The organism is Sulfurimonas gotlandica GD1, assembly GCF_000242915.1.
GTDB lineage: Bacteria > Campylobacterota > Campylobacteria > Campylobacterales > Sulfurimonadaceae > Sulfurimonas > Sulfurimonas gotlandica.
Genome location: NZ_AFRZ01000001.1, coordinates 2,344,148 through 2,367,523 on the forward strand (window position 1 = coordinate 2,344,148; position 23,376 = coordinate 2,367,523).

Annotated in this window: 25 protein-coding genes; 19 read left to right on the forward strand and 6 right to left on the reverse strand. The window is 33.6% G+C overall.

What is annotated here, in order from left to right:
- Position 1 precedes the first annotated feature (1 nt).
- From rplI to SMGD1_RS11575, 4 genes are all read right to left on the reverse strand, one after another.
- Positions 2 to 448: a 50S ribosomal protein L9 gene (gene rplI / locus SMGD1_RS11560; protein ID WP_008339218.1), complete on the reverse strand. Its 447-nt coding sequence runs from the start codon at positions 446 to 448 to the stop codon at positions 2 to 4.
- Between the two features lie 18 nt (positions 449 to 466).
- Positions 467 to 1,204, reverse strand: coding sequence for a ferredoxin-thioredoxin reductase catalytic domain-containing protein (locus tag SMGD1_RS11565; protein WP_008339405.1), 738 nt, complete (start codon positions 1,202 to 1,204; stop codon positions 467 to 469).
- A 22-nt stretch (positions 1,205 to 1,226) separates the two neighbouring features.
- Complete coding sequence (locus SMGD1_RS11570) at positions 1,227 to 2,465, reverse strand: argininosuccinate synthase (RefSeq protein WP_008339261.1); 1,239 nt, start codon at positions 2,463 to 2,465, stop codon at positions 1,227 to 1,229.
- 147 nt (positions 2,466 to 2,612) lie between these two features.
- Entirely contained in the window at positions 2,613 to 3,002 is a 390-nt protein-coding gene (locus tag SMGD1_RS11575) for a flagellar protein FlaG (protein WP_008339240.1), read from the reverse strand.
- A 130-nt stretch (positions 3,003 to 3,132) separates the two neighbouring features.
- Here SMGD1_RS11575 and SMGD1_RS11580 point away from each other — a divergent pair, with 130 nt between their 5' ends.
- The 16 genes from SMGD1_RS11580 (at position 3,133) to SMGD1_RS11655 (ending at position 20,125) form a co-directional block, all read left to right on the forward strand.
- Entirely contained in the window at positions 3,133 to 4,338 is a 1,206-nt protein-coding gene (locus SMGD1_RS11580; RefSeq protein WP_008339374.1) for an MFS transporter, read from the forward strand.
- Positions 4,335 to 4,607 carry a hypothetical protein gene (locus SMGD1_RS11585; RefSeq protein ID WP_008339524.1) on the forward strand — a complete coding sequence of 91 codons (273 nt, stop codon included), beginning with the start codon at positions 4,335 to 4,337 and terminating at the stop codon, positions 4,605 to 4,607. Before SMGD1_RS11580 ends, SMGD1_RS11585 begins: the two co-directional genes overlap by 4 nt.
- Before the next feature lie 35 nt (positions 4,608 to 4,642).
- Positions 4,643 to 5,920: an MATE family efflux transporter gene (locus tag SMGD1_RS11590; RefSeq protein ID WP_081444070.1), complete on the forward strand. Its 1,278-nt coding sequence runs from the start codon at positions 4,643 to 4,645 to the stop codon at positions 5,918 to 5,920.
- A 52-nt stretch (positions 5,921 to 5,972) separates the two neighbouring features.
- The gene (locus SMGD1_RS11595; RefSeq protein ID WP_008339392.1) at positions 5,973 to 8,132 is read left to right on the forward strand and encodes an EAL domain-containing protein; all 2,160 of its coding nucleotides are present in this window, start codon (positions 5,973 to 5,975) and stop codon (positions 8,130 to 8,132) included.
- Positions 8,133 to 8,151: 19 nt separating this feature from the next.
- Complete coding sequence (locus SMGD1_RS11600) at positions 8,152 to 9,381, forward strand: hypothetical protein (protein WP_008339419.1); 1,230 nt, start codon at positions 8,152 to 8,154, stop codon at positions 9,379 to 9,381.
- Positions 9,382 to 9,406: 25 nt separating this feature from the next.
- On the forward strand, positions 9,407 to 11,368 hold the full coding sequence (gene ligA / locus SMGD1_RS11605; protein WP_008339224.1) for an NAD-dependent DNA ligase LigA: 1,962 nt from the start codon (positions 9,407 to 9,409) through the stop codon (positions 11,366 to 11,368).
- The gene (locus SMGD1_RS11610; protein ID WP_008341403.1) at positions 11,369 to 11,911 is read left to right on the forward strand and encodes an outer membrane beta-barrel protein; all 543 of its coding nucleotides are present in this window, start codon (positions 11,369 to 11,371) and stop codon (positions 11,909 to 11,911) included. It abuts the gene before it with no gap.
- Positions 11,911 to 12,618 (forward strand): 23S rRNA (cytidine-2'-O)-methyltransferase TlyA, encoded by a 708-nt coding sequence (tlyA, locus tag SMGD1_RS11615; protein ID WP_008339213.1) that lies wholly within the window; start codon positions 11,911 to 11,913, stop codon positions 12,616 to 12,618. The genes SMGD1_RS11610 and tlyA overlap by 1 nt, the downstream gene beginning before the upstream one ends.
- Positions 12,608 to 13,429, forward strand: a complete 822-nt coding sequence (locus SMGD1_RS11620; protein WP_008339384.1) for a bifunctional riboflavin kinase/FAD synthetase — start codon at positions 12,608 to 12,610, stop codon at positions 13,427 to 13,429. The genes tlyA and SMGD1_RS11620 overlap by 11 nt, the downstream gene beginning before the upstream one ends.
- A complete protein-coding gene (locus tag SMGD1_RS11625; protein WP_008339359.1) occupies positions 13,426 to 14,472 on the forward strand; it encodes a tRNA pseudouridine(13) synthase TruD in 1,047 nt (348 codons plus the stop codon). Before SMGD1_RS11620 ends, SMGD1_RS11625 begins: the two co-directional genes overlap by 4 nt.
- Before the next feature lie 99 nt (positions 14,473 to 14,571).
- Entirely contained in the window at positions 14,572 to 15,246 is a 675-nt protein-coding gene (locus SMGD1_RS11630; RefSeq protein WP_008339363.1) for a F0F1 ATP synthase subunit A, read from the forward strand.
- Positions 15,247 to 15,262: 16 nt separating this feature from the next.
- Positions 15,263 to 15,526, forward strand: coding sequence for a hypothetical protein (locus SMGD1_RS11635; RefSeq protein WP_008339323.1), 264 nt, complete (start codon positions 15,263 to 15,265; stop codon positions 15,524 to 15,526).
- 60 nt (positions 15,527 to 15,586) lie between these two features.
- Positions 15,587 to 17,011: an Asp-tRNA(Asn)/Glu-tRNA(Gln) amidotransferase subunit GatB gene (gene gatB, locus SMGD1_RS11640; protein WP_008339349.1), complete on the forward strand. Its 1,425-nt coding sequence runs from the start codon at positions 15,587 to 15,589 to the stop codon at positions 17,009 to 17,011.
- A gap of 4 nt (positions 17,012 to 17,015) precedes the next feature.
- Positions 17,016 to 18,581, forward strand: coding sequence for an ion transporter (locus SMGD1_RS11645; RefSeq protein WP_241761481.1), 1,566 nt, complete (start codon positions 17,016 to 17,018; stop codon positions 18,579 to 18,581).
- Positions 18,571 to 19,242 (forward strand): TrkA C-terminal domain-containing protein, encoded by a 672-nt coding sequence (locus tag SMGD1_RS11650; RefSeq protein WP_008339522.1) that lies wholly within the window; start codon positions 18,571 to 18,573, stop codon positions 19,240 to 19,242. Before SMGD1_RS11645 ends, SMGD1_RS11650 begins: the two co-directional genes overlap by 11 nt.
- A complete protein-coding gene (locus SMGD1_RS11655; protein ID WP_008339304.1) occupies positions 19,235 to 20,125 on the forward strand; it encodes an NAD(P)H-dependent glycerol-3-phosphate dehydrogenase in 891 nt (296 codons plus the stop codon). The genes SMGD1_RS11650 and SMGD1_RS11655 overlap by 8 nt, the downstream gene beginning before the upstream one ends.
- Before the next feature lie 2 nt (positions 20,126 to 20,127).
- On the opposite strand, the gene SMGD1_RS11660 is transcribed toward SMGD1_RS11655, so the two are convergent.
- The gene (locus SMGD1_RS11660) at positions 20,128 to 20,490 is read right to left on the reverse strand and encodes a c-type cytochrome (RefSeq protein ID WP_008341409.1); all 363 of its coding nucleotides are present in this window, start codon (positions 20,488 to 20,490) and stop codon (positions 20,128 to 20,130) included.
- A 117-nt stretch (positions 20,491 to 20,607) separates the two neighbouring features.
- Here SMGD1_RS11660 and SMGD1_RS11665 point away from each other — a divergent pair, with 117 nt between their 5' ends.
- The gene (locus SMGD1_RS11665) at positions 20,608 to 21,966 is read left to right on the forward strand and encodes an SLC13 family permease (RefSeq protein WP_008339340.1); all 1,359 of its coding nucleotides are present in this window, start codon (positions 20,608 to 20,610) and stop codon (positions 21,964 to 21,966) included.
- Here the strand turns inward: SMGD1_RS11665 and SMGD1_RS11670 are convergent.
- Positions 21,959 to 22,174, reverse strand: coding sequence for a hypothetical protein (locus tag SMGD1_RS11670; RefSeq protein ID WP_008339453.1), 216 nt, complete (start codon positions 22,172 to 22,174; stop codon positions 21,959 to 21,961). The genes SMGD1_RS11665 and SMGD1_RS11670 overlap by 8 nt on opposite strands.
- Before the next feature lie 40 nt (positions 22,175 to 22,214).
- On the opposite strand from SMGD1_RS11670, the gene SMGD1_RS11675 reads away from it, so the two are divergent.
- Both SMGD1_RS11675 and SMGD1_RS11680 read left to right on the forward strand, forming a co-directional pair.
- Positions 22,215 to 22,505 (forward strand): Dabb family protein, encoded by a 291-nt coding sequence (locus SMGD1_RS11675; protein ID WP_008339264.1) that lies wholly within the window; start codon positions 22,215 to 22,217, stop codon positions 22,503 to 22,505.
- A gap of 93 nt (positions 22,506 to 22,598) precedes the next feature.
- Positions 22,599 to 23,132, forward strand: a complete 534-nt coding sequence (locus SMGD1_RS11680; protein ID WP_008339527.1) for an REP-associated tyrosine transposase — start codon at positions 22,599 to 22,601, stop codon at positions 23,130 to 23,132.
- The last annotated feature ends 244 nt before the right edge of the window (positions 23,133 to 23,376 follow it).

Consider the following 23,376-nt stretch of genomic DNA (forward strand, 5'->3'; position numbering starts at 1 on the left):
CTTATTCTCCTTGAACATCCACATGCAGTGTACCATGAATGCCATGACCTAATTTAAAGTCTAAGTCATGTTCACCAATGGTTTTAATAGCAGATTTTTCATTAATATGCTTTTTGTCTATCTCAATATTATGCTGTTCTTTTAGTGCTTGTGCAATTTCTTCTTTTGTAACAGAACCGAAAATATGGCCGTTTTGCCCTAACTTTTTAGTGATTATAATTTCACATTTATCAAGTTTTTTTGCTATTTCTTTAAGAACATTAACCTCTTTTTCAAGATTTTCTGCAACTATGATTTCATCTTGTGCATGTTGAGCTAAAATTTCAGGAGTTGCCTGTCTTGCGAAACCTTTTCCGATTAAAAAGTTTTTTCCATAACCATCTTTAACTTCTTTAACTTCACCGGCTTTTCCAAGACTTTTAACATCTTTAATTAATAATACTTTCATTGTTTATCCTAGTTTTATTTATCTTTCTATTTCGCCGCCATAAGAAACGATACCGTGAGTCAAGTTTCCTACTTTAGTGTATCCCATGTCTGTTAAGATTCTAGCACAGTGAGCAGAACGGCTACCAACGTGACAGTAAAGGATTATATTTTCATCTTTAGACAGTTTGGCATCATCAAGTACTTGGAAGAAACTACTTGTTGGAACTAGTACGTCAGCACCTTTGATGTGACCCATCTGCCATTCCATATGCTCACGAACATCTACAAGCTTAAACTCAACCATACCCAGTTCTCTAGCTTCAAGAAGTGACATTACTTCATCTCCGTCTAGCTCATATTGTTTAACTAAGAGATTACACTCTTCTTTTGTAAGACCACGTGAATGAGTATGAACAACTTCTTCCATTCCCATCTCAATACGTTTGTTTGCTGCAAATTCTGGAGTACAGAATATACCACAGTGACAAGCACCAACTTCAGGAATCTCTTTCTCTATCGCAGGCTTACAAGGACAGATTCTATCATCAACACTTTTTGGTTTATCTCCAGTAGCGTCAACCATAAAACATGGACAAAATCTTTTATTGTACATCATCTTGTATCTTGCAAGACCCATCTGTACACCTTCATTTACTTCTGCCTGCGGATTATATTCCCAGCCAAATTGTTGAACAACTTTGTCTGTGAATTTTACTGTTTTTTCCATTTCAGCCTGAAACTCAGGCGAATTCATATCTATCTTGATTATACTCATCATTTACCCCTTATATTAATGGTTATTTGTGATTTCTTTTTTTACCTGCAATGATTCTTCTTAGTGCATTTAGTCTAATAAAACCTTCTGCATCTTTTTGATTATATACTTCATCTTCTTCAAATGTTGAGTGCGCTTCAGAGTATAGGGACATATCTGATTCACGTCCTACTACTTCAACATTTCCTTTGTAAAGTTTTAGTTTAACACTTCCTTGAACATATTTTTGTGTAGTGTCAATAGCAGCTTGAAGCATCTCTCTCTCAGGAGAGAACCAGAATCCGTTATAGATCAACTCAGCATATTTAGCAATCATGCCATCTTTCATATGTGCTTCTTCACGATCTAGAGTGATAGACTCTATTGCACGGTGAGCTTTTAACATGATTGTTCCACCAGGAGTTTCATAACATCCTCTAGCTTTCATACCAACAAAGCGATTTTCAACAATATCAACTCTTCCGATACCGTGCTTATTCCCATATTCATTTAATTTTCTTAGTAATGTAGCTGGGCTTAACTCCTCTCCATTTAAAGAGATAGGGTCACCATTTTTATATCCGATTGTAATATATTCTTTTTCATCTGGAGCATTTTGGGGAGAATTTGACCATAACCACATTGATTCTTCTGGTTCATTCATTGGATTTTCTAAGTGAAGACCTTCGTATGAAATATGAAGAAGATTTGCATCCATAGAATATGGACTTACAGTTGGATTACCATCTGCATCAACATGTTTTTGATCAATTTTAATACCGTGTTCTCTAGCATATGATAAAAGCTTTTCTCTAGAGTTTAAATCCCATTCTCTCCATGGAGCAATCACAGTAATATCAGGATTAAGACCTAAATATCCAAGTTCAAATCTTACTTGGTCATTTCCTTTTCCAGTAGCTCCGTGAGATACGGCATCTGCACCCATTTTATATGCAATTTCAATTTGTTTTTTTGCAATAAGCGGTCTAGCTATAGATGTACCAAGGAGGTATTCTCCTTCATAAATAGCATTAGCTCTAAACATAGGGAAAACGTAATCTTTTACAAACTCTTCTTGAACATCAAGAATAAAAATATTTTCAGGTTTTATACCGTTGTCAAGTGCTTTTTGACGTGCAGGTTCCACTTCTTCACCTTGGCCTAAGTCAGCTGTAAAAGTGATAACTTCAGCGTTATACTCATCTTGTAACCATTTTAAAATAATACTTGTATCAAGTCCGCCAGAATAAGCTAAGACTACTTTTTTAACTTCTTTTTTCATATTGATAAGTTCCCTTTTGCAAAATAATTGACGCGATTTTACTATAAAAGAGATTAAAAAATGGTTAGATTAAATGTATGAATAGATTTATAAGGAATTGAAATAACAATTCTTATTTAGTGAAGATTCTCAAAGGGCTAATGTTATTTAGCCTTTTGAGTCAAATAGTATACCAGTTACTTCTTGCATTTTAGGAAGAAAATCCATCGCTTGTTCTGCTGGGAATCTTCTAATCATTTTATTAGTTTGAGATTCAATTACAGATACATAAAAGATATCTTGTGAATCAACTCCAAATTTCAAGTTAGTATTCATTGGTGCCATAGCTTTATTAAGCTGATCTACCAAATCTTTTACTTGCTCTTTAGAGTTAATCTTAGTACTTGTACTTGAGACTTCTTTCTGAATTTCTTTTACAACATCAGCCTGCTTTGGTTGCTGTACCTGCTGTTGAACTTTCTGAGACACTCTTCCTTGAGCTTCTTGTGTACCTAGTTGTGATTGTTGTTGTCTTGCAACATTAGCTATGCCATCCATGACTCACTCCTTATCCAAAGAATATTGTTATTACACAGCATATCGACATATAAAAAAATAACTTTAATATAAAAACATAATTTTTTTTATTTTTTTATTAAATGCCTAATAATATGATAATCTTTCACTTATGAATGAATATATACAACTATTAAAATCAGAACCGATTCTTAGAAGATTATCAACAATACAGCTTATCGCATATTTTGGTGCCTGGTTTAGCAATGTAGCCATATATACGTTACTTTTAGACCTAAATGTGTCAGCTTCAGTTGTTGCATTTGTAGCAATGTTACATTTTTTAGCTGGAGTGATTCAGGCACCTTTTTCAGGTTCTATTATTGACAGTGTTCGACCGAAAAAACTTTTATTAATTCTTATCAGTGCAGAAATATTTGCAACTTTTTTCTTAATTTTTGTAAATTCTACATCAGATTTATTGCTTTTATATCTACTTATTTTTGTAAAAATGGCAGCGGCAAGTTTTTATTTTACAACTGAGATGTCACTGCTTCCTAAAATCTTGCATGGCGATAAACTTCAAAAAGCGAATGAACTTCACTCTATTATATGGTCTTTTTCATATACCCTTGGAATGGCAATCAGTGGCTTTGTTGTCTATTGGTTTGGGGTGAAAGTTGCATTTATCTTAGATGCCTTAATGTTTGTAGTTGGATTTATTCTACTTTACAATCTAGATATAAAAGTAGAAATTATCAAAACAGGTGAAAATCTACTGCAGATGATGAGAGACACTTTTAGATATATGAAAAAGACTCCTCAAGCTTTGCATCTAATGTTAATACATGCTTTTGTCGGTTTAACGGCTTTTGATGCATTAGTCGCGTTGATGGTTGACAAGTACTATGCATCTGTTATCGCAACTTCTTTAGCTCTTGGACTTTTGCATGCATCTCGTGCCGTAGGTTTGGTTATTGGACCTATAGTTATAAGTAATTGGGTAAATAATAGACGAATTGTTTATATTTTTATTGCCCAGGCATTGGCAGTTTGGTTTTGGGCTTTTATGATGAAAGATTTTTATCTCTCACTCTTTGCAAGTGTGATTGTCGGTCTATTTACCACAACGCTTTGGTCTTATACATATACACTGCTTCAAAAAAATATTGAAGAAAAATATTATGGACGAATAGTTGCATACAACGATATGCTTTTTCTAAGTTCAGCGGCTTTTACTTCATTTATGATAGGTTTTTTAGCAACTACAGGTTTCTCTTTAGAGTTTATTACAGTTGTCATAGGAATAGGTTTCATCATTGGTGGAATTTATTTTTCCTGGATTTTAAAAACTCAAAACATTAAGGACATAAAATGATATATAAATCAAAGATTGGAGATATTGATTTAGCTAAGTTAACTAGACTTTATCCTGCTGCAGTTGTAGAGATGCAAGGTGAAGTGGCTGAGATGAGCTTAGAGTGGATAGAGATGAATGAAGATAAAGTAAATCTAAAAGAGTATATTTTAGTTTTTGATTTTACTCCGCTAAAAGAAGAAGTCAAAGATAAAAAAGTTCTTCATTTTGAGACAAAAGATGAGCTTATTCAGACAATGACAGAGGTAGCACAATTTTTTCAAGATTAGTCTCAAACGATACAAGAAGAGTCTTTAAACTTGCAATTCCTGCAGCATTAAAACATCTAGTAGATATCTTACAAATTCTTATTGATATGCTTATGGTCGGTATGGTTAGCGTATCTGCACTTGCAGCCGTTGGTATGAGTATGCAGTTTATGATGGTCATAAATGTTTTAATGACACTATACGTTGTTGGAGGTAATGCTCTAATCTCCAGATTTATTGGTCAAGGCAGAAAAAGACGTGCTTCTGCTTTGCTTTATGGATTAGGTGTTTTTGCCATTATCCTGTCAATTTTTGTAACATTTGGCGGTTATTTTGGAAGTGAGTATATTTACGCTCTTATGGGTGCTTCTGATGATGTAATAGCTCAAGGGTCAATGTATTTTAAAATACTTTCTCTTGGTATTGTAGTTATATTTATTGATAATCTTTTATACAATGCTTTATCTGCTGCGGGAGATACAAAAAGTTCACTCTATATAAAGCTTGCATCTGCAGCAATAAACGCTTTTTTAAACTATGTTTTAATCTTTGGTCATTATGGATTTGAGGCATATGGGATAGAAGGAGCGGCTTATGCCACTGTTATAGCTTATTGTTTCAATGTAGTAGCATATTATATGCTCATAAAAAAATCAAAGTCTAAGTTGAATATCATTCCGATAATCCGTAAAAAAGACATTATTAGAGTTTGGAATGTTGGCTGGAGTGCAGCACTTGATCGTGGCATCTCAAGTCTTTCGTTTTTAGTTTTTGTATCTATAATAACAGCTTATGGTACAGCCGAGCTTGCAGGCTATCAAGTAGGACTACGTATAGAGGGCATAGCATTTATGCCTGGATTTGGTTTTGCTATAGCAGCTATGGCTTTAGTAGGTCAAAATTTAGGGGCAAATAATAAAGATAGAGCTTATAATATGGGTATTATCAGTGGAAGAATTGCCTATATATTTATGGGAAGTGTGGGCGTTATATTGATTGTTATTCCAGAGATTTTAGTCTCTTTTTTCACACAAGATACAGCAACTATAGAGGTAGCATCTTATTACCTTATTTTGGTTGGATTAGCTCAAATTCCTCTAGCTATTATGTTTGTATATTCTGGAGCTTTAAGAGGAGCAGGGGCAACTAAAACCACTCTCTTAGTCAATGTTTTATCTTTATGGTTTTTGAGAGTTGTCCCGTCATATATAGCTTATAAAATGGGCTATGGGATTATTGTAATATTTGTAATTATGAATGTAGAAACATTGCTTAAGGGCTTGATATATTGGTATATATATCAAAAAAGAGAGTGGTTAAACACAAAAGTTTAAATTAAAAATGTTACAATGTAAAAAATATTAAAATTAATAATAATGAGTAGTAGTGAATATTCCTGAAAAGACGAAGCAAAAAACACTCTTACTATCCATAACTGTTTTACTTGTATCATGGGTAGTAGGGTATATATTTTTAGATTATCAGTTTAAAAATTCTGTAGATGAGCAGCTTGAGAATATAACTGAATCTACAGAAAAACTTTTTGAGATAAAAGTAAGAGAAGAAGATAAAACCATAAAGTTCAGGTTAGCTAGAATAGTCTCTGCAGATGGATTATCTAAGGCGATAGCTGAAGCTGATTATGAAAAAATTCACTCGATAATAACTCCTTATTTTAATCGTCTTAAAAGTTTAAACGAAGACGTTAAAATCCTTACATTCCGTTCTCCGGATGGAGTTACCCTCTATCGTGCACATAAGCCTGAATTTCGTGGTGACACTTTAAACAATAAAAGAAAACTCATCTTAGACACAAACACTATGCAGAGATCTTTTAGCGGCTTTGAAGTGGGTAAGTTAGAAATGACATATCGTACTACACAGGCTATTTTTTATAAAAATATATACGTCGGAAATGTAGAACTTGGTGTCTCTCCTGAGCTGTTTATAAAAGATTTAAATACAATCTTTAATATTGATATTGGTATAGCTATAGATAAATCACTTTTAGACATAATGTTAAACAATGACAAAATTTCTATAAATGATACATATACACTTATCAAAGGCAGTGAAAAATTAAGAAAGTTCTTCACAAGCCCAAAAGAGTTGTCTGATTTTAGAGTAGATATGAATATGCCTTTGCAAAATCATCTATCAAAAACACTTGGTATCTTAGTTGTAGGCTTTGATATTTCCAAGATAGTTGAACAAAACAGAGCTTTTATGTATAAGCTGCTTTTTATAGGGATATTTGTTGCTTTGCTTCTTGTAATTGTTTTGCATGAAGGTTTTAATATGATGTTAAAACATTTTACAAAACAGGTCTATACAGACCATCTAACAGGTCTTAGCAATAGACAAGCTTTAAATGATGCACTTTATTCCGGAGAGAGTAATGTACTAATTTTAAGTAATATAAAAGAATTTAGTCTTTTAAACGAGCTTTATGGAGTAGATGTAGGTAATGAAGTCTTACTTCAAGTAGCACATGAGTTTGAAAAGTTTGGAGTTGAACATGGCTTTAATTCTTATAGAGTCTCATCAGATGAATATGTGTTGCTCAAAGAAGATTCTAATTTTGAAGCAGAAGTTTATAGTGATTTTTTAGACGAACTACATAATAATATAAGTACGCTTCCAATTTATATAGGAAAAATAGAAGAGACTTTAAGAGTAGAGATATACTCGGGTCTTGCTTTTGATCATGAACACTCACTTGAAGAAGCTCAAATGGCTCTTAGAAAAGCTAAGGAAAAGTCGCTTCCATATTTGGCATACTCACAAAGTGTAGATACAAAAAAGAATTCTGAGCGTATCTTAGGTATGAAAAGAGTTATTAGACATGCGCTTGAACATAAAAATGTCATTCCATTTTTTCAGCCTATTACAGATAAGAATGGTAACATCATAAAGTATGAAGCTTTGGTTCGTATAGTTGATTTTGAAAATGGTGAAAAGAGTATAATTTTTCCTGATGATTTCTTGCCGGTTGCTATAAAAAGCGGACTATACATTGAAGTTGCACAAGAGATGCTTTCTCAGGCATTGTCTTTCTTTTCGGACAGAGATGAGAAAATATCTGTAAACTTTCTTCCAAATGATTTTTTTAATTATGCTCTTATGGATAAATTAGTGACTCTGATAAGTAAGTTTAAAACATCAGGAAAGATAGTAATTGAAATCACAGAACAAGAGGGAATAGAAGATTTTGACAGACTTGTAAGAGTTGTTGAGCGTCTGAGAAAACAGGGTGTCTTAATTGCTATAGATGACTTTGGAAGTGGGTATGCAAACTATGCACATATCTTGAGAATCAAACCAGACTATCTGAAGATTGATGGTTCTTTAATTAAAAATATATTAAATGATAATGACTCAAAGATTCTAGTTAAGAGTATTATACGATTTGCTAAAGATCTAGAAACTAAAACAATCGCAGAGTATGTAGAAAATGAAGAGATATTTGAACTACTTAAAGAATATGGTGTAGATGAATTTCAAGGATACTATTTTGGTCGTCCTACAGATTTAATAAATAGCTAAAAAAGAGACATTTGAAATTATGAATTTAGAAACAGATATTATTTATCTTATAGAAGACAACAGTGATTTAATTGAGTATAAAAATAATCAAATAATTATAATAACGAGTAGGTTAAGAGACGGCATCTATGAGTTGGTAAAAAAGATTAAAGATGAAATTACAAATGAAAAAGAACTTATTAGACTTGCCATCAGAAAAGCGTTAGAGCTTAAAGATAGTGATATCATAGTTATAAAACAAGATCATATCTTTATAAAGATCTTTAACGAAGCAAAAAGATATAAGGTGTCTTCTAGCGATGCAAATACAATTGCAGGAAGGTTTAACGGAATAGATGAAGTTGAACTTGATGAATTTTACAACGAGTACTTCACAAAAGAAGAGAGTAAGATTTTTTTTAATTCAATTGTAAAGCAGTTTGTAGAGATATCATTTATAGAAGAAAAAATTGATAATAATATATATGAAAAAAATGTATTTGGATATATTCAAGAATTAATAATGGAGCAACTTGTAAATGAGTTTGATTACTGCGAGGAGTTTTTAAAAGGCTTTAGCGGTTATGTATTTAGAATACATTTTAATGAAGTTTTTGAATCAATTGCTGAGTTTATGTTAAATGAAATCTCAATGTCCAATGAGTATATGGTTGAGTTTTTAAAGTACTACTCTTTAAATGTAGTGATAATAAATGGAGAAAAGTATCAAGTTCCATCTTTAGAGACAGATGATGGGCTTAAATGGAATGTTATCTCAATGTTGTCAATTGCTAAAGTATTTACAAGAACAAGAACTTCTGTAAACAAACTGCAAAAAGAGATATATGTGGTTGATGAGCAAATACTGAAACTGTTTATAAACGAGCTCTCCCCTGTGGAATATAATAATCTCTATATAAAAGAGAAACAAAAACTAGCTGACCAATTAAGAAATGAAGGCAGAATCTTAGAAAATCTTTTGGACTCAGTGCATAGAGTAAAGAATGAAAACATTAAAGATGGAATGAGAAGAGATATTGAGCGAACGAAACAAGATATCTTAGTGACAAAACAAAATATAGCAAAACTAGCTAGTAAAGAGATAAAGAGAAGTGTAATAGATAAGTACTTAAAATTAGAGCGTGAGATGGATAGTATGATTAGAGAACTTAAAGCTCAAGAGAAAATATTAGCTCAAAATAAAAACTCTTTTTTATCAATTAAAAAAGCACTTGTAAAAGCTTTAATATCAAAAAAACAGCGTATATAAATTAACATTGAGATAAAATCCCATTATGAATTTAGAAGATTATAAAAAAGCAGTTGAGCAGTTAAACCTCTACTCTCATCACTACTATGTATTAGATGATCCTATTACAACGGATGAAGTGTATGATAAGCTGTATCATGAAGTTGTACGATTTGAAGAGAATAATAAAAATGCAGTTCTGTATTCTTCTCCTTCGCAAAGAGTCGGTGACGCTGTCTCGAGTGGATTTACAAAGGCTTCGCATCTATCACGTATGTGGTCTCTAGAAGATATCTTTGACTCAGAGGGTTTAGAGAAGTGGCTTACTAAGACATATAAACTAGATAGTAATATCTCTTTTTATTGTGAACCAAAATTTGATGGGGCTTCTCTTAATCTTGTCTATGAAAATGGTGAATTAGTTCAAGGAATCACTCGTGGTGATGGTAGTGTAGGAGAACTTATAACTCAAAATGTTAAAACAATCCGCTCTATCCCACTAACGATAGCGCATAAAGAACGCATAGAGATTCGCGGTGAAGTCGTAATCTTTAAAGATGAGTTTGACAAAATAAACGAAGCAAGATTAAAAGCAGGTGAAGCAGTATTTGCAAATCCAAGAAATGCAGCGGCTGGAAGTTTAAGACAACTGGACTCTAGCATAACAGCATCTAGGAACTTGGTGTTTTTACCTTATGGTGTAGGCGAGGATTCGTTAGAGTATAAATTGCTTAGTGATAAGATGGCATATATTTATGAACTTGGATTTAGAAAACCACCTGCGAGTTCTACATGTAAAGGCTATGACGAGATAGAAGCCATATATGAAGTTATGAAAAATGATAGAGATTCTTACCCTATGATGCTTGATGGTATGGTTATAAAAGTCAACGAGATAGCATCTCAGATTGATATGGGCTATACAGTTAAAAACCCTCGCTTCTCAGTGGCTTATAAATTTCCTGCAGTTGAGAAGATTACGACTATAAGAGCGATAGTACTTCAAGTTGGACGAAGTGGTGCAGTAACTCCTGTCGCACAGGTTGAACCAACTGACATAGACGGTGTTGTAGTAGAGCGTGCAACTCTTCATAATTTTGATGAGATAGATAGAAAAGATATCCGCTTAAATGATAAGGTAATTATTCTTAGAAGCGGAGATGTAATACCAAAAATCATTAAAGTCTTAACTCATGAGAGAGATGGAAGTGAAGTTCCATATGAGCGTCCAACACTCTGTCCAGTTTGCGATAGTGAACTTTTAGATGAGGGTGTATTGCTGAAGTGTCAAAACTTGGAGTGTGAGGCTAGGGTAGTAAACTCTATTATATACTTTGCATCTAAGCCATGTCTAAATATTGATGGTTTAGGAAATAAGATAGTTGAAGCTCTGTTTGTTTCTGGACTTGTAAAAAGTGTTGTTGATTTGTTTGATCTGACTCTAGATAAACTCTTGGCTCTAGAAGGTTTTAAAGAGAAGAAGTCTCAAAATCTTCTAAACTCTTTAGAAGCAGCAAAGGGCTGTGACTACTGGAGATTTATAAACTCTTTAGGCATCGAACATGTGGGAGAGGTCGCATCTAAGACTCTTAGTGAAAACTTTGGTTCTTCATTTATTGATGCTACAAAAGAAGAGATAGTTGCATGTGATGGCATCGGTGAAGAGATGGCAGAGTCTGTTTTAGAGTTTGTAAGAGTAAACCGTGAGACTATACTAAACCTCCAAGAGATTTTAAAACCACTTGAACCTGTACAAAAAGCTGAAGCAGTAGAAAATCCTTTTAAAGGGAAAACTGCTGTTCTCACTGGAACTATGAGTGAGTCACGTGGTGCAATCAAAGAGATGTTAGAAGAGTTCGGTGCTAAGGTCTCAGGTTCAGTATCTAAAAAGACTGACTTTTTGATTTATGGTGAAGATGCTGGAAGTAAATACGACAAGGCAATGAGTCTTGGAGTTGAGTGTTTAACAGAAGATGAGATGAGAAGTAAAATAAGTGAGAATGCATAAATGAAAATAATTTTATCAATACTACTATTTTGTACGCTATTACTAGCAGATAGATCTGGACCATATGTAGGTTTTGGATATGGACTCTCTCAGTTTGATGATGATGGCATCTATAAAGAACTTAAAGAGAATGGATCTACTTCTATGACACTTTACGGTGGTGCATATATAAATAAGCATCTTTCAGTAGAACTTGGTTTCATTAATTTTACTGCCGGTAATTCTTATGAAGCAGTAGATGCTACTAATCAAACAAAAGAACTATCTTTTTCATCTCTAAATGTAAGTACTTTAGTCCACTACGCTTTTTTTGATGATACTTTAGATTTTTACGGTAAGTTTGGTGTAGGTGATATGACTGCTGGCGGTGTTGGTAGTACAGGATTTACAATGCTTGTTGGTGCTGGTGTTGGCGTTAGATTTAGCGAGATGCTAAGTATGAAAGTAGCCTATGATAGATACATCACTGACTATGAAAAAGATGGACTTAAAAATGAGATGCATGTAGACTTTATATACACAGCTTTTGAGGTTCAGTTTTAATGAGACTCGATAACTATCTTGTTGAAAATTCACTTAGCGAGAGTAGAACAAAAGCCCAGGGTATTATAAAAGATGGACTTGTAAGTGTTAATGGAAATATAATTACAAAGAGCTCACTAAAGATAGATGAAAGTGATGAGGTAAATGTAGCAGAGCATAAAGAGTATGTTTCTCGCTCAGCTCATAAACTTAGTTTATTTTTAGAAGAACTTAACCTAGATGTAACAGGAAATATAGCTCTAGATATAGGCTCATCTACCGGTGGGTTCACTCAGGTTCTTTTAGAAAATATGGTTAAGGAAGTCAGTGCTGTTGATGTTGGCCGTGATCAACTACATAAGAGTCTGCTCAATGATGAACGTGTGTTCTCACATGAAAGCTGTGATATTAGAGAGTTTAAAAGTGATAAGGTCTTTGATATTGTAGTCAGTGATGTTTCTTTTATATCACTACTAAATATTTTAGATGATGTTGACAGACTTGCATCTGATAAAATCATCCTACTGTTTAAACCTCAGTTTGAAGTAGGACGTGAAGCAAAACGAGATAATCACGGTGTAGTACTTGATGAAAAAGCTATTATGAACGCGATGATAAAATTTGAAGATGCAGCTATGCTAAAAGGATGGGAACTAATTATGAAGTCTCCATCAAAATTAACGGGTAAGGAAGGTAATCTTGAGTATTGCTACTACTATGAAAAATAGTACTGCCATAGCCATAGGTGGTTTCGATGGTATGCACATAGGTCATCAGCATCTCTTTGCAGAACTTGGTGAGCATGGAACTATTGTCGTAATTGAGACTGGTTATGCAAATATTACACCTAAAGAAGAGCGTGAGAATTTTTCTCACTATCCTATACTCTATCTTGAACTTGATGAGATTCGTCACCTAGATGGAGATGCATTTATATCTCTACTTAAAAGTGAATTTCCAAAACTCAAAAAGATAGTTGTTGGTTATGACTTTCATTTTGGTAAAGACAGAAAGTATTCATTTGAAGACTTGAAAACTCTCTTTAGCGGAGAGGTTAAGGTTGTTGAAGAAGTGACACTAGAGGGTGATTCTATTCACTCTCATAAGATCAGAGCAAAGGTTAAGATAGGTGACATAAAAGGTGCAAATGATTTTTTAGGTCATAACTATACTATAATGGGGGCTTTAGTAGCTGGACAAGGTATAGGTAAAAAAGAGTTAGTAGCAACTATAAACATAGAGGCAACAGGCTTTTTAACTCCTAAAGAGGGTGTTTATGTGACTCTGACTCGCATCGACGATGAAGAGCATTACCATCCATCAGTATCTTTTGTCGGTCATAGAGTTACAACAGATGGCTCGTTTGCCATAGAATCGCATATACTCGACGGTGAAGTTATATGTAATAAAAAAGCTAGAATAAGTTTTGTCTCATTTATAAGAGATAATAAAAAATTTGATTCCATTGCGGAGTTGAAAAAAGCGATAAAGAGTGACATCAATATTGCTTCACAAAAATTAAAGTTGTTACAATTATGAGAAAAAGAGAATATTTACAGAGTGTTGGTGAAGATATAAGTTTCAAGTTTTATCAGACTCCAACTGATTTCGTTGTTGATGAGATATCATCTACTGAGTTTAAAGGTAAGGGTAACTACCTGATACTTCATGTTAAAAAAGTTGAACTAACAACTTGGGACATGATTGCTATCTTTGCTGAGTATATGGCGGTTCCTGCACAGAAGATAGGTTATGCAGGACTAAAAGATAAGCATGCTACTACTACTCAGTATATCTCCGTAGATGCTTCTTATGAGACACTACTTAAAAAGTTTTATCATAAGCAGATAAAAATACTGAGCACTACGAGACATTCACACTCTATTCGTATGGGTGATTTAGCAGGAAATAGATTTAGTATCAATCTTCACTTTGTAGATAACATAGATGCGGGTAAAATAGAAAAAGTTGCAAGAAGAATAGCTAAAGATGGTCTTCCAAATTATTTTGGTTACCAGAGATTTGGTCGCGATGCAGATAGTATAAAACAAGCACAAGAGATGATTCAGGGTGAGCTTTTTATCGAAGACTCTAAACTGAAGAACTTTTTAATTTCTATCTATCAAAGTGTGTTTTTTAACGATTGGCTCAGAGATAGGGTTAACTTGACTTTAGAAAATAATGAGACAAAGTTTAAAATTCTTGAAGGTGATGTTTATCTATCAGATGCAGGAAATTTGTCTACACCAAAAATCATGCCAACAAAAGAATATGAGAGTAAAAAACTTGTTCCAACAGGACTTTTATGTGGAAGAGATATTTTTCGTGCACGTTCAGATGCTAGAGAAATAGAAAAAAAATATGATGATGAGTTTTTACAAGAAAAAGGTTACAGAAGAGAAGCACTTATATATCCAAAAGACATAGAGTGTACATATGTTAAGAAGCAAACACTACTGAATCTTTCTTTCTCACTTCCAAAAGGTTCTTATGCTACTGTTTTTCTCGAATCTATTGCTGGAAAAAACTATAGTGCCAAAGATGTAAAAGCTAAAGATGCAAAAGCTAAGGCAAAAAAGTAGGAAATAGAGATGAATTTGCAAAAAAGTATCTACTATTATAATAATTTAATGCAAGTTAGATTATAATCACGCAATTAATTTGAGACAGGGAGTACACCTATGGGTGAATTATTCACATTTTTTGGTCTAATATCTCACGATAAGACTTTTATCTACATTACGCACATGCTTTTATCTGCTGGAATCGCTTTACTGATCGTAAGAGCAGCAATGTCAAACCTTCAACTTGTTCCTAAGGGAACACAGAACCTAATGGAAGCATACATCGGTGGTGTTCTTCAAATGGGTAAAGATGTAATGGGTGCTGAAAATGCTCGTCGTTATCTTCCTCTTGTTGCTACAATTGGTCTTTTTGTTGGTATAGCTAACTTAATAGGTGTTGTTCCAGGGTTTGAAGCTCCAACAGCATTTTTAGAAATGCCTTTAACACTTGCTCTTGTAGTATTTGTTTACTATAACTTTGAAGGTATCCGTCGTCAAGGTGTTGTTAAATACTTTAAGCACTTCATGGGTCCAGTTTGGTGGTTATATTGGTTAATGTTCCCAATCGAGATCGTTTCTCATTTTTCTCGTCTTATCTCTCTTAGCTTCCGTCTTTTTGGAAATGTAAAAGGTGATGATATGTTCTTAATGGTAATCTTGATGCTAGCTCCTTGGTTACTTCCAATGATTCCATTCGCACTACTTACTTTCATGGCATTCTTACAAGCATTCATTTTCATGATGCTTACAACAGTTTACCTTGGTTCTGCAGTAGCGATCGAAGATCACTAGGTCTTATTAAGACAATATGCAAAAAGATAAATTCGATAGAATTATAAGCTTTTTGCTTGGAGCATCATGGGCAATAGTCATTTTTGGTGCTCTTATAACTTTTAAAGTTTTCCTCTTCCTCGGCTTTTCTTTAGCTCTTTTCACTACAGTTGTTTTTATTGTTATTGCTTTCTTTCTAATTTTAGGATTAGACTCTTTTGCTATAAACAGACTGAGACTTGATGAAGCTAGAAAACAGACTGAACTTTTAGAAAAAATATACTCCCAACAAACCACATAAAACCCTTTAAAGCAAAAATTGGATAGAATCTAATCAATTATTATTTATCCAAGGAAATATATGTTTGAAGTAGTTATAGGGCTTGAAGTCCATGTACAACTAAACACAAAAACAAAACTTTTTTGCTCGTGCCCAACGAGTTTCAATCATAAACAAAATACAAATACTTGTCCAACTTGTTTAGCTCTTCCAGGTGCTCTTCCAGTTTTAAATAAAGAGGTTCTTCATAAGTCTATTATGCTTGGTAAAGCTATAGATGCAACTGTCAACCAGACATCATTCTTTGATAGAAAGTCTTACTTTTACCCAGATTCTCCGAGTGCATACCAAATTACTCAGCTTTATACTCCTATAGTTGAACATGGTACTTTGAAAATAGATTTTGAAGATGGAAGTCATAAAATTATCAGAATTAATCGTGCTCATATTGAAGCAGATGCAGGAAAGAATATTCACGATGGTGATATCTCCAAAGTTGATTTAAACCGTGCAGGTACACCACTTTTAGAAATCGTTTCTGAACCAGATATGAGTAGTGCAGAAGAAGTAACTTTATACCTCAAAAAGCTTCACTCAATCATCCGTTACTTAGATATCGGCGATGCAAATATGCAGGAGGGAAGTTTTCGTGTAGATGTAAATGTTTCTATCCGTCCAAAAGGTGATGAGAAACTTTATACTCGTGTTGAGATCAAAAATATCAATAGTTTTAAATTTATCCAAAAAGCTATAGAAGTTGAAGTTGCTCGTCAGATTGAAGCTTGGGAGGATGGTCTTTATGAGCAAGAGATTTGCCAAGAGACTAGATTGTTTGATCAAGTAAAACAAGAGACTCGTTCTATGCGTGGTAAAGAAGAAGCAGCTGATTACCGTTACTTCCCAGAACCAGACCTACTAAAAGCTATTGTAACTGATGAGATGCTACAGATGTATTCTAAAATACCAGAACTTCCAGATGAAAAAATGGCTAGATTTGTAAGCGAATATGGCATGAATGAATACAATGCAGGCGTTGTAACATCAAGTGTAGAAATGGCTCACTTCTTTGAGACTATGATGGAAGAAAGGATTAGTGCCAAAAATGCTCTTACGTGGCTTACAGTTGAACTTCCATCTCGTCTGAAAGGTGATGTAAATATTACTAACTCACCTGTAGATGCTAAAAAGCTTGGGCATCTGGTTAAGCGTATAGAAGATAAAACTATTAGTGGTAAAGCTGCTAAAGAAGTTCTTGATTACTTGATGGAAAATGTTGAAGATGTAGATGCTACAATAGAAAAGCTTGGTCTTAAGCAAGTTAGTGACAGCGGTGCAATTGAAACTATCTGTGATGCGATTATTGCAGCAAATCCAGATAAAGTTGAGCAGTATAGAGGTGGAAAGGATAAATTATTTGGTTTCTTTGTCGGTCAAGTTATGAAAGAATCAAAAGGCAGTGCTAATCCACAAGCAGTTAATGAAGTATTAAAAGCAAAATTGGGGTAGATAAGTGATTCAGCGTTTGATTGTAGATCTTGCATATTTTATAAATACATCGGACGCTTATCAGAGAAAAAAGCGTTTTTTTTATAACCTGCTGGAAAACAGCAGTTACAAATATAAAAAATACTTCGATATTTTTATGATAACACTTATTTTTGCAAGTGTTGTTATCCTCATTCGAGAAGTAAAGTCACATGTAAATGACGACCTTCTCTTTTTTAACAACTATATAGTTTCTATTATCTTTTTTATTGAGTATATGCTGAGGCTGTGGATAAGCAGTAGTGTTACTCAAGTTATTATAGATCAGAGTGAACATGATGTTATGCTTGGAAATAAATTTAAACTTCTAAAAGCTATAAAAGATATAATTATTGCCAAATTTAAATATATTTTATCTATTAAAGCAATTATAGATTTACTAGCAATTATACCATTCTTCCATCAGTTAAGACTACTTCGTATATTTATACTTTTTAGGGTATTTAAGCTCTTTAGATACGCAAAAAGCATTCAAACATTTACATCAGTAATCTCAGCTAAAAAGTTTGAGTTTTTCACACTGCTTATTTTTGCATCTATAATCATATTTGTTTCATCGGTACTTATTTATGTAATGGAAGCGAATAACCCTGATTCTCCAATAGATACACTGTTTGAAGCAGTATATTGGTCTATAGTTACTATCTCAACAGTCGGTTTTGGAGATATTGTGCCCGTTACACAAGAGGGGCGTGTTGTTGCCATGTTTGTAATAGTTGCGGGTATCGGTGTTTTCTCCTTTACAACTTCGCTTATAGTTACATCTTTTACTGAAAAACTCGATGAGATTAAAGATCTAAAAGTTATTGATGATATATCAAAATTAAAAGAGTTTTATCTCATTTGTGGATATGAAAATGTATCTAAAGAAGTGGCTAAAAAACTTTCTCTTAATAACAAAGTAATTATTATGGAAGAAGATTTTAATAAGTCAGAATCAGCTAAAAAAGATGGTTTTATTTCACTTAACTACGACCCAGGTTCTATTGAGAGTTATAAGAAGCTCAATATAAATATTGAAACTCAGGTAAAGGCAATTCTGTGTTTGAGTCATAGTGATGTAGAAAATGTATATACGGCTCTAACTGTTCGTTCTTTTAATAAAGATGTTTTTATTCTGTCCATTTTGATAAATAAGATGAATAGAAACAAGTTGAACTTCGCCGGTGTAAATGAGCTTTTTTATGAGAAAGAACTTGTTGGAATAATTGCTAAAGAGTTCGTTGGTCAACCAGTTGCATTTGAAGCTATTCATGCTCTTCGTACAAACTACAATGGCATTGATGTGCAAGAGATGTTAGTAAGTGATAGAGTTTTAGAAAGCTTTGTAACGGTAGGGCAATTAGAAAATAAAAAGTATAGAATAATACTTTTAGGCATCTATAAAAAAGTTAGAAAGAGATTCTTTTTTAATCCAATCGATAGTACAGTTTTAGAAGTAGGTGATTATCTTTTAGTTATTGGTAACACACAGTTTTTAAAAGAGTTTTCTATTTATCTCCATAAAAAAGGCTCGAATAATGGAAAATAATGCCTTAATCTTCGGATATAATGATTTTACATTTGAGATAGAAAAAAACATATCATCAGAATATAAAAATGTATATATTTTTAAACTAGGTCAAGATGGTGAAGATAGTTTTGATTTAGGTGATAATTGGGATAACTTAAGTAGCAAAGTTGATATTAGTGACTGTGTTGCATTTTGTGTTCTTGAAGATATGGCTGAAAATATATTCTTAACTATCTCCCTTCGTGATGCTTTTAAAGATTTGATTATTGTTGCTCTTGCGCAAGATAAGGAGAGTGCGGATAAGCTTACTTTAGCTGGTGCAACCAGAGTCCTTCCAACTACTCAAACTACTGCAAATGTCATTGTTGAGATGCTTGAAAAACCGATAGTCACAGAAGTATTGCACGATATCTTATATGAAAAAAGTGCTTTGCAAATAGCTCAAATAAAAATAGAAGATCATACTGTTTTTGATGGAAAATATCCGGCAGACATTGAGTGGAGTTCAAAGCATGGAATCATAGTGATTTCAGTTGTACATGAAGATATGAGCAGAGAGTTTATCTACTCTTCAAAAGCAAAACATCACATCATAAAAAGTGGAGATATTTTTGTTGTAGTAGGTTACGAACACGATATCAAAGAGTTTGAAAAGTTAATAGGGAGTAAGTGTGAGTAAAATAGGTGTAATAGGAGCTGGAAAATGGGGCTCTGCTTTAGCTTTTGCATTAGGTCAAGAGAATGAAGTTTATATAACTTCAAGAACACCTAGAGATGTAGAAAATTTTGTATCTTTAGAAGAAATTTTAAAGCTAGAGTATTTAGTTATTGCTATTCCAGCACAGCAGATATCATCATGGTTAGAAGATAATTTTGTATTTAACAATCAAAAAATATTGGTAGCGGCAAAAGGTATAGAAGCAACAACAGGCAGATTTTTAAATGATATCTATAAGCCATACGTTCCAGATGAAAATATCGCCTTTTTATCTGGTCCATCGTTTGCTGCAGAGGTTATAAAGTCTCTTCCTACAGCACTTGTAATCAACTCTCATAACGAAAATCTGAGTGCAAAATTTGCTACTTTTTTTCCGCCATTTATAAAAACATATACTTCAACAGATGTAATGGGTGCTGAAGTTGCGGGAGCTTATAAAAATGTTATTGCTATAGCTGCAGGGATATGTGAAGGTTTAGGTCTTGGTAAAAATGCCGCGGCTTCACTTATCTCTCGTGGTTTAGTAGAGATGCAGAGATTTGGCTATGTTTATGGGGCTAAGGAAGAGAGTTTTGTGGGTCTTAGTGGAGCAGGGGATCTTTTCCTTACTGCTTCATCGACTATGAGTAGAAACTTTCGTGTAGGACTTGGCATAGCGCAGGGAAAAAGTCAAAAAGAGATATTGAAAGAGTTAGGTGAAGTTGCTGAGGGCATTGGAACTACTTATGCCCTTAACAAGATTGCAAAAAACAAAGATTTATATTTGCCAATAGCAACAGAAGTCTATAAAATGTTAGAGGGCGAAGACCCACATATTAGTCTAAAAAACTTTCTTTCTAACTGATATTATTTATCTAAAATATACTCAGCAATCGCTCTTGCTTCATCTTCTGTAAGAGCGCCTTTTTGTGATGGCATAAGACCAAAACGCTCTTTAGTCTCTTTTGGAAAAAGCATTTTCTCTTCAGACGGCTCAAGTGTGTAGTTGATTATAAAATTAATTCCATCTAGTCTGTTTGGATAAGCTACTTTTACTTTCTTAGCTAGTGCCCATGATGGCGGCGCTGCCATTCTATTTAGTTTTTCTTTTGTTATCTCTCCTATAAGGTGACAACTACCACATTTATTTTCAGCTAAACTCTCTATATCAGATGCTTGAACAAGTAGAGAAGCTGCCATAATGAATGGTATAGCTAATAAGTTTCGCATAATCTAGTCCTTATAATATTTATTTATTACTATTATAATTCAATATTATTTTATTAGCTTTGACTTTAATCAAATCATTATGTATAATAGTTCATAGATTAATTAAAGTAGGTATATATGAGCGAACACAAAGAGCAGTTTCAAAAAATAGGAATTGGTGTACTTATTGGCATCTTTGTATTTGCAATATCACTTTTTTTATTTAACCCGACTCAGGCTTCGCTTTTAGGACTCATAGCTTTTTTAGTTGCACTTTGGACAAATGAGGGTTTACCTCTTGCCGTTGTATCTCTGCTCCCTATCGTGCTTTTTCCGGCTTTCTCTATTTTAGACACAAAGGCTACGGCTGTAAACTACTCACATCCTATTATATTTTTGTTTTTAGGTGGTTTTTTACTTGCTATTGCAGTTGAGAAAAGTAATCTGCATACATGGATAGCAGACAAGATGCTAGGTCTTTTTCCTAACACTCCAAGAGGAATGATTTTTTCTTTGGCTATCACATCCGGACTGCTTAGCTCGATTCTCTCAAACACTACGACAACTCTGCTTCTTATGTCTATTGCGCTGTTTATTACAGATGATATAAAACTAAAACTCAGATTTGCTCTTGCCATAGCTTATGGTGCTAGTGTCGGTGGGATTATGACTCCTATTGGGACACCACCAAACCTTATATTGCTTGGAATTATGTCAGATAAAGGTATGGAGACTATTCCATTTTTTCAGTGGGTTTGGATGGTCGCTCCACTTGCATTTTTAATGTTTATTGTGGTGAGTATGATTTTAAGTTTAGGAGTTCCAAATACTCCAATACATAGAAACGGAGAAAAAGTACCACTAAACACAACTCAAAAAAAAGTTCTATATATTACAGGAGGACTTGTCTTCTTACTGCTTCTAAACGCTCCTATGAAACCATTTTGGGGAGGGTTGGGTCTTAGTGAAGCGGGTATCTTACTATCTGCAGGTTTACTTCTTTTTATGCCGCCGTTTAACGTCTTAGAGTGGATGGATGATAAGGCAAAAATTCCTTACAGAATCATGTTCTTATTTGGCGCAGGTTTTTCTATTGCAAAAGCTTTTAGCGCTACAGGTCTTGCATCTGAGGTTGCATCTTATCTTATTGTAATGACAGAACTGCATCCAATTGTATTACTATTTGCAGTTGCGACGCTTATAACTTTTACAACAGAAATAACCTCAAATACGGCACTTATATCTATCATGCTTCCAGTTATCTACTCAGTGGCCCAGCAGACAGGAATAAACACAACCCTATTTATGATGGTAGCAACTCTTTGTGCCAGTTATGCCTTTATGCTCCCAATAGCTACACCTCCAAATGCCATAGCTATGAGTAGTGGCGTAGTTGACGTTAAGAGTATGATCAGATACGGGATAGTTTTAAATCTTGTAGGAATATTTTTGATAGTTATGATAGCTGAGTTTTTCTGGAAAGGGATTCTTACTTAATATTACATCTGTTGATTTTTTTATTTTTAATCATAGTGTATGCATCTTTTAATATTAAAAACAGACAATAAAACCATAGCCCGCTAAGTATAAAGTTATTGTCTAACCCGTTCATGTATAAATATGGATAACCAAAAAAGTATGGCCACTTTAAAAAGTAAAAAAATAGTATGCCAACTCCATAGAGTTCTTTTAAAGTTCTTTTCATAAATGTATTATGCTAGAATTGCACTAAAAAAGGTATAAAAATGATAGTACACATAGTAATGTTCAAGTTTAAAGATGAAAAGAAAGAGGCAAATATAGAAGAAGTGACTTCAAGATTAAACGCTTTAGTTGATTTGATTCCTGCTCTAAAATCAATGGAAGTAGGAGTTGACTTTAACAAATCTGAGAGAGCATTTGACCTTTCACTATACAGCACTTTTTGGGACAAAGAAGACCTACAAGCTTACGCAGTTCACGCGGAACATCTAAAGGTTGTTGAACTTATAAAAGAAGTAACACTTGAGGCTAAGGTTGTTGATTACGTTCTTTAATATCTAGCTTATATTCCCATTATTCTAGTTCCCATCGTCCCCGATGGGAACGCTTATCTATATATTTAAGTAAAAAATAACTATAATGCACAGATGGGAAGAAGTAGATATAAAATACACGAACAAACACATCCACATTTTATAACCTGCACAATACTTCATTGGATACCTATATTTACAAGAGTAGATACAACGGAGATAGTGTTTGATACACTAGAATATCTTCAAGAAAAAGATAACTTAAAACTTCATGCATATGTAATATTGGAAAATCACTTGCATCTAATCGCAAGTAGTGATGATATAGCTAAAAGTATGAGAAGTTTTAAATCATATACTGCAAAACAAATACTTAAGCATCTGCAAGAGAAAAATGTAAAAACTATACTAGACCAACTGAGTTTTTATAAAAAAGCTCATAAAGTAGATGCAACATACCAACTATGGCAAGAGGGCTACTCCCCTAAGCTCATAGTAGATGATAAGATGATGATAGATAGAATAAACTATATTCATAATAATCCTGTTAAGAGAGGATATATTGATGAGGCAAAGCATTGGCGATACAGTAGTGCTAGAGATTATGAAGATATAAAAGGTTTAATATATGTTGAGAGGTTTTGGTAATATGGACTATAGTATGCATTCCCATCGGGGACGATGGGAACGAGGTAAGAACATTTCGATAGTATACAAACAAGACAAGATAGAAACCTATCTATAATTAACGCATATATGGATGGATATTCACAAGTAGAAGTTGCAGAATATTTAGGAGTATCAAAATCATTAATATCAAAAGTAATAAAAAGTGGAGATTCATTCACAGGGGTGTAATTGGGGGTGTAATTGATGAGTGTAACCAATTAGG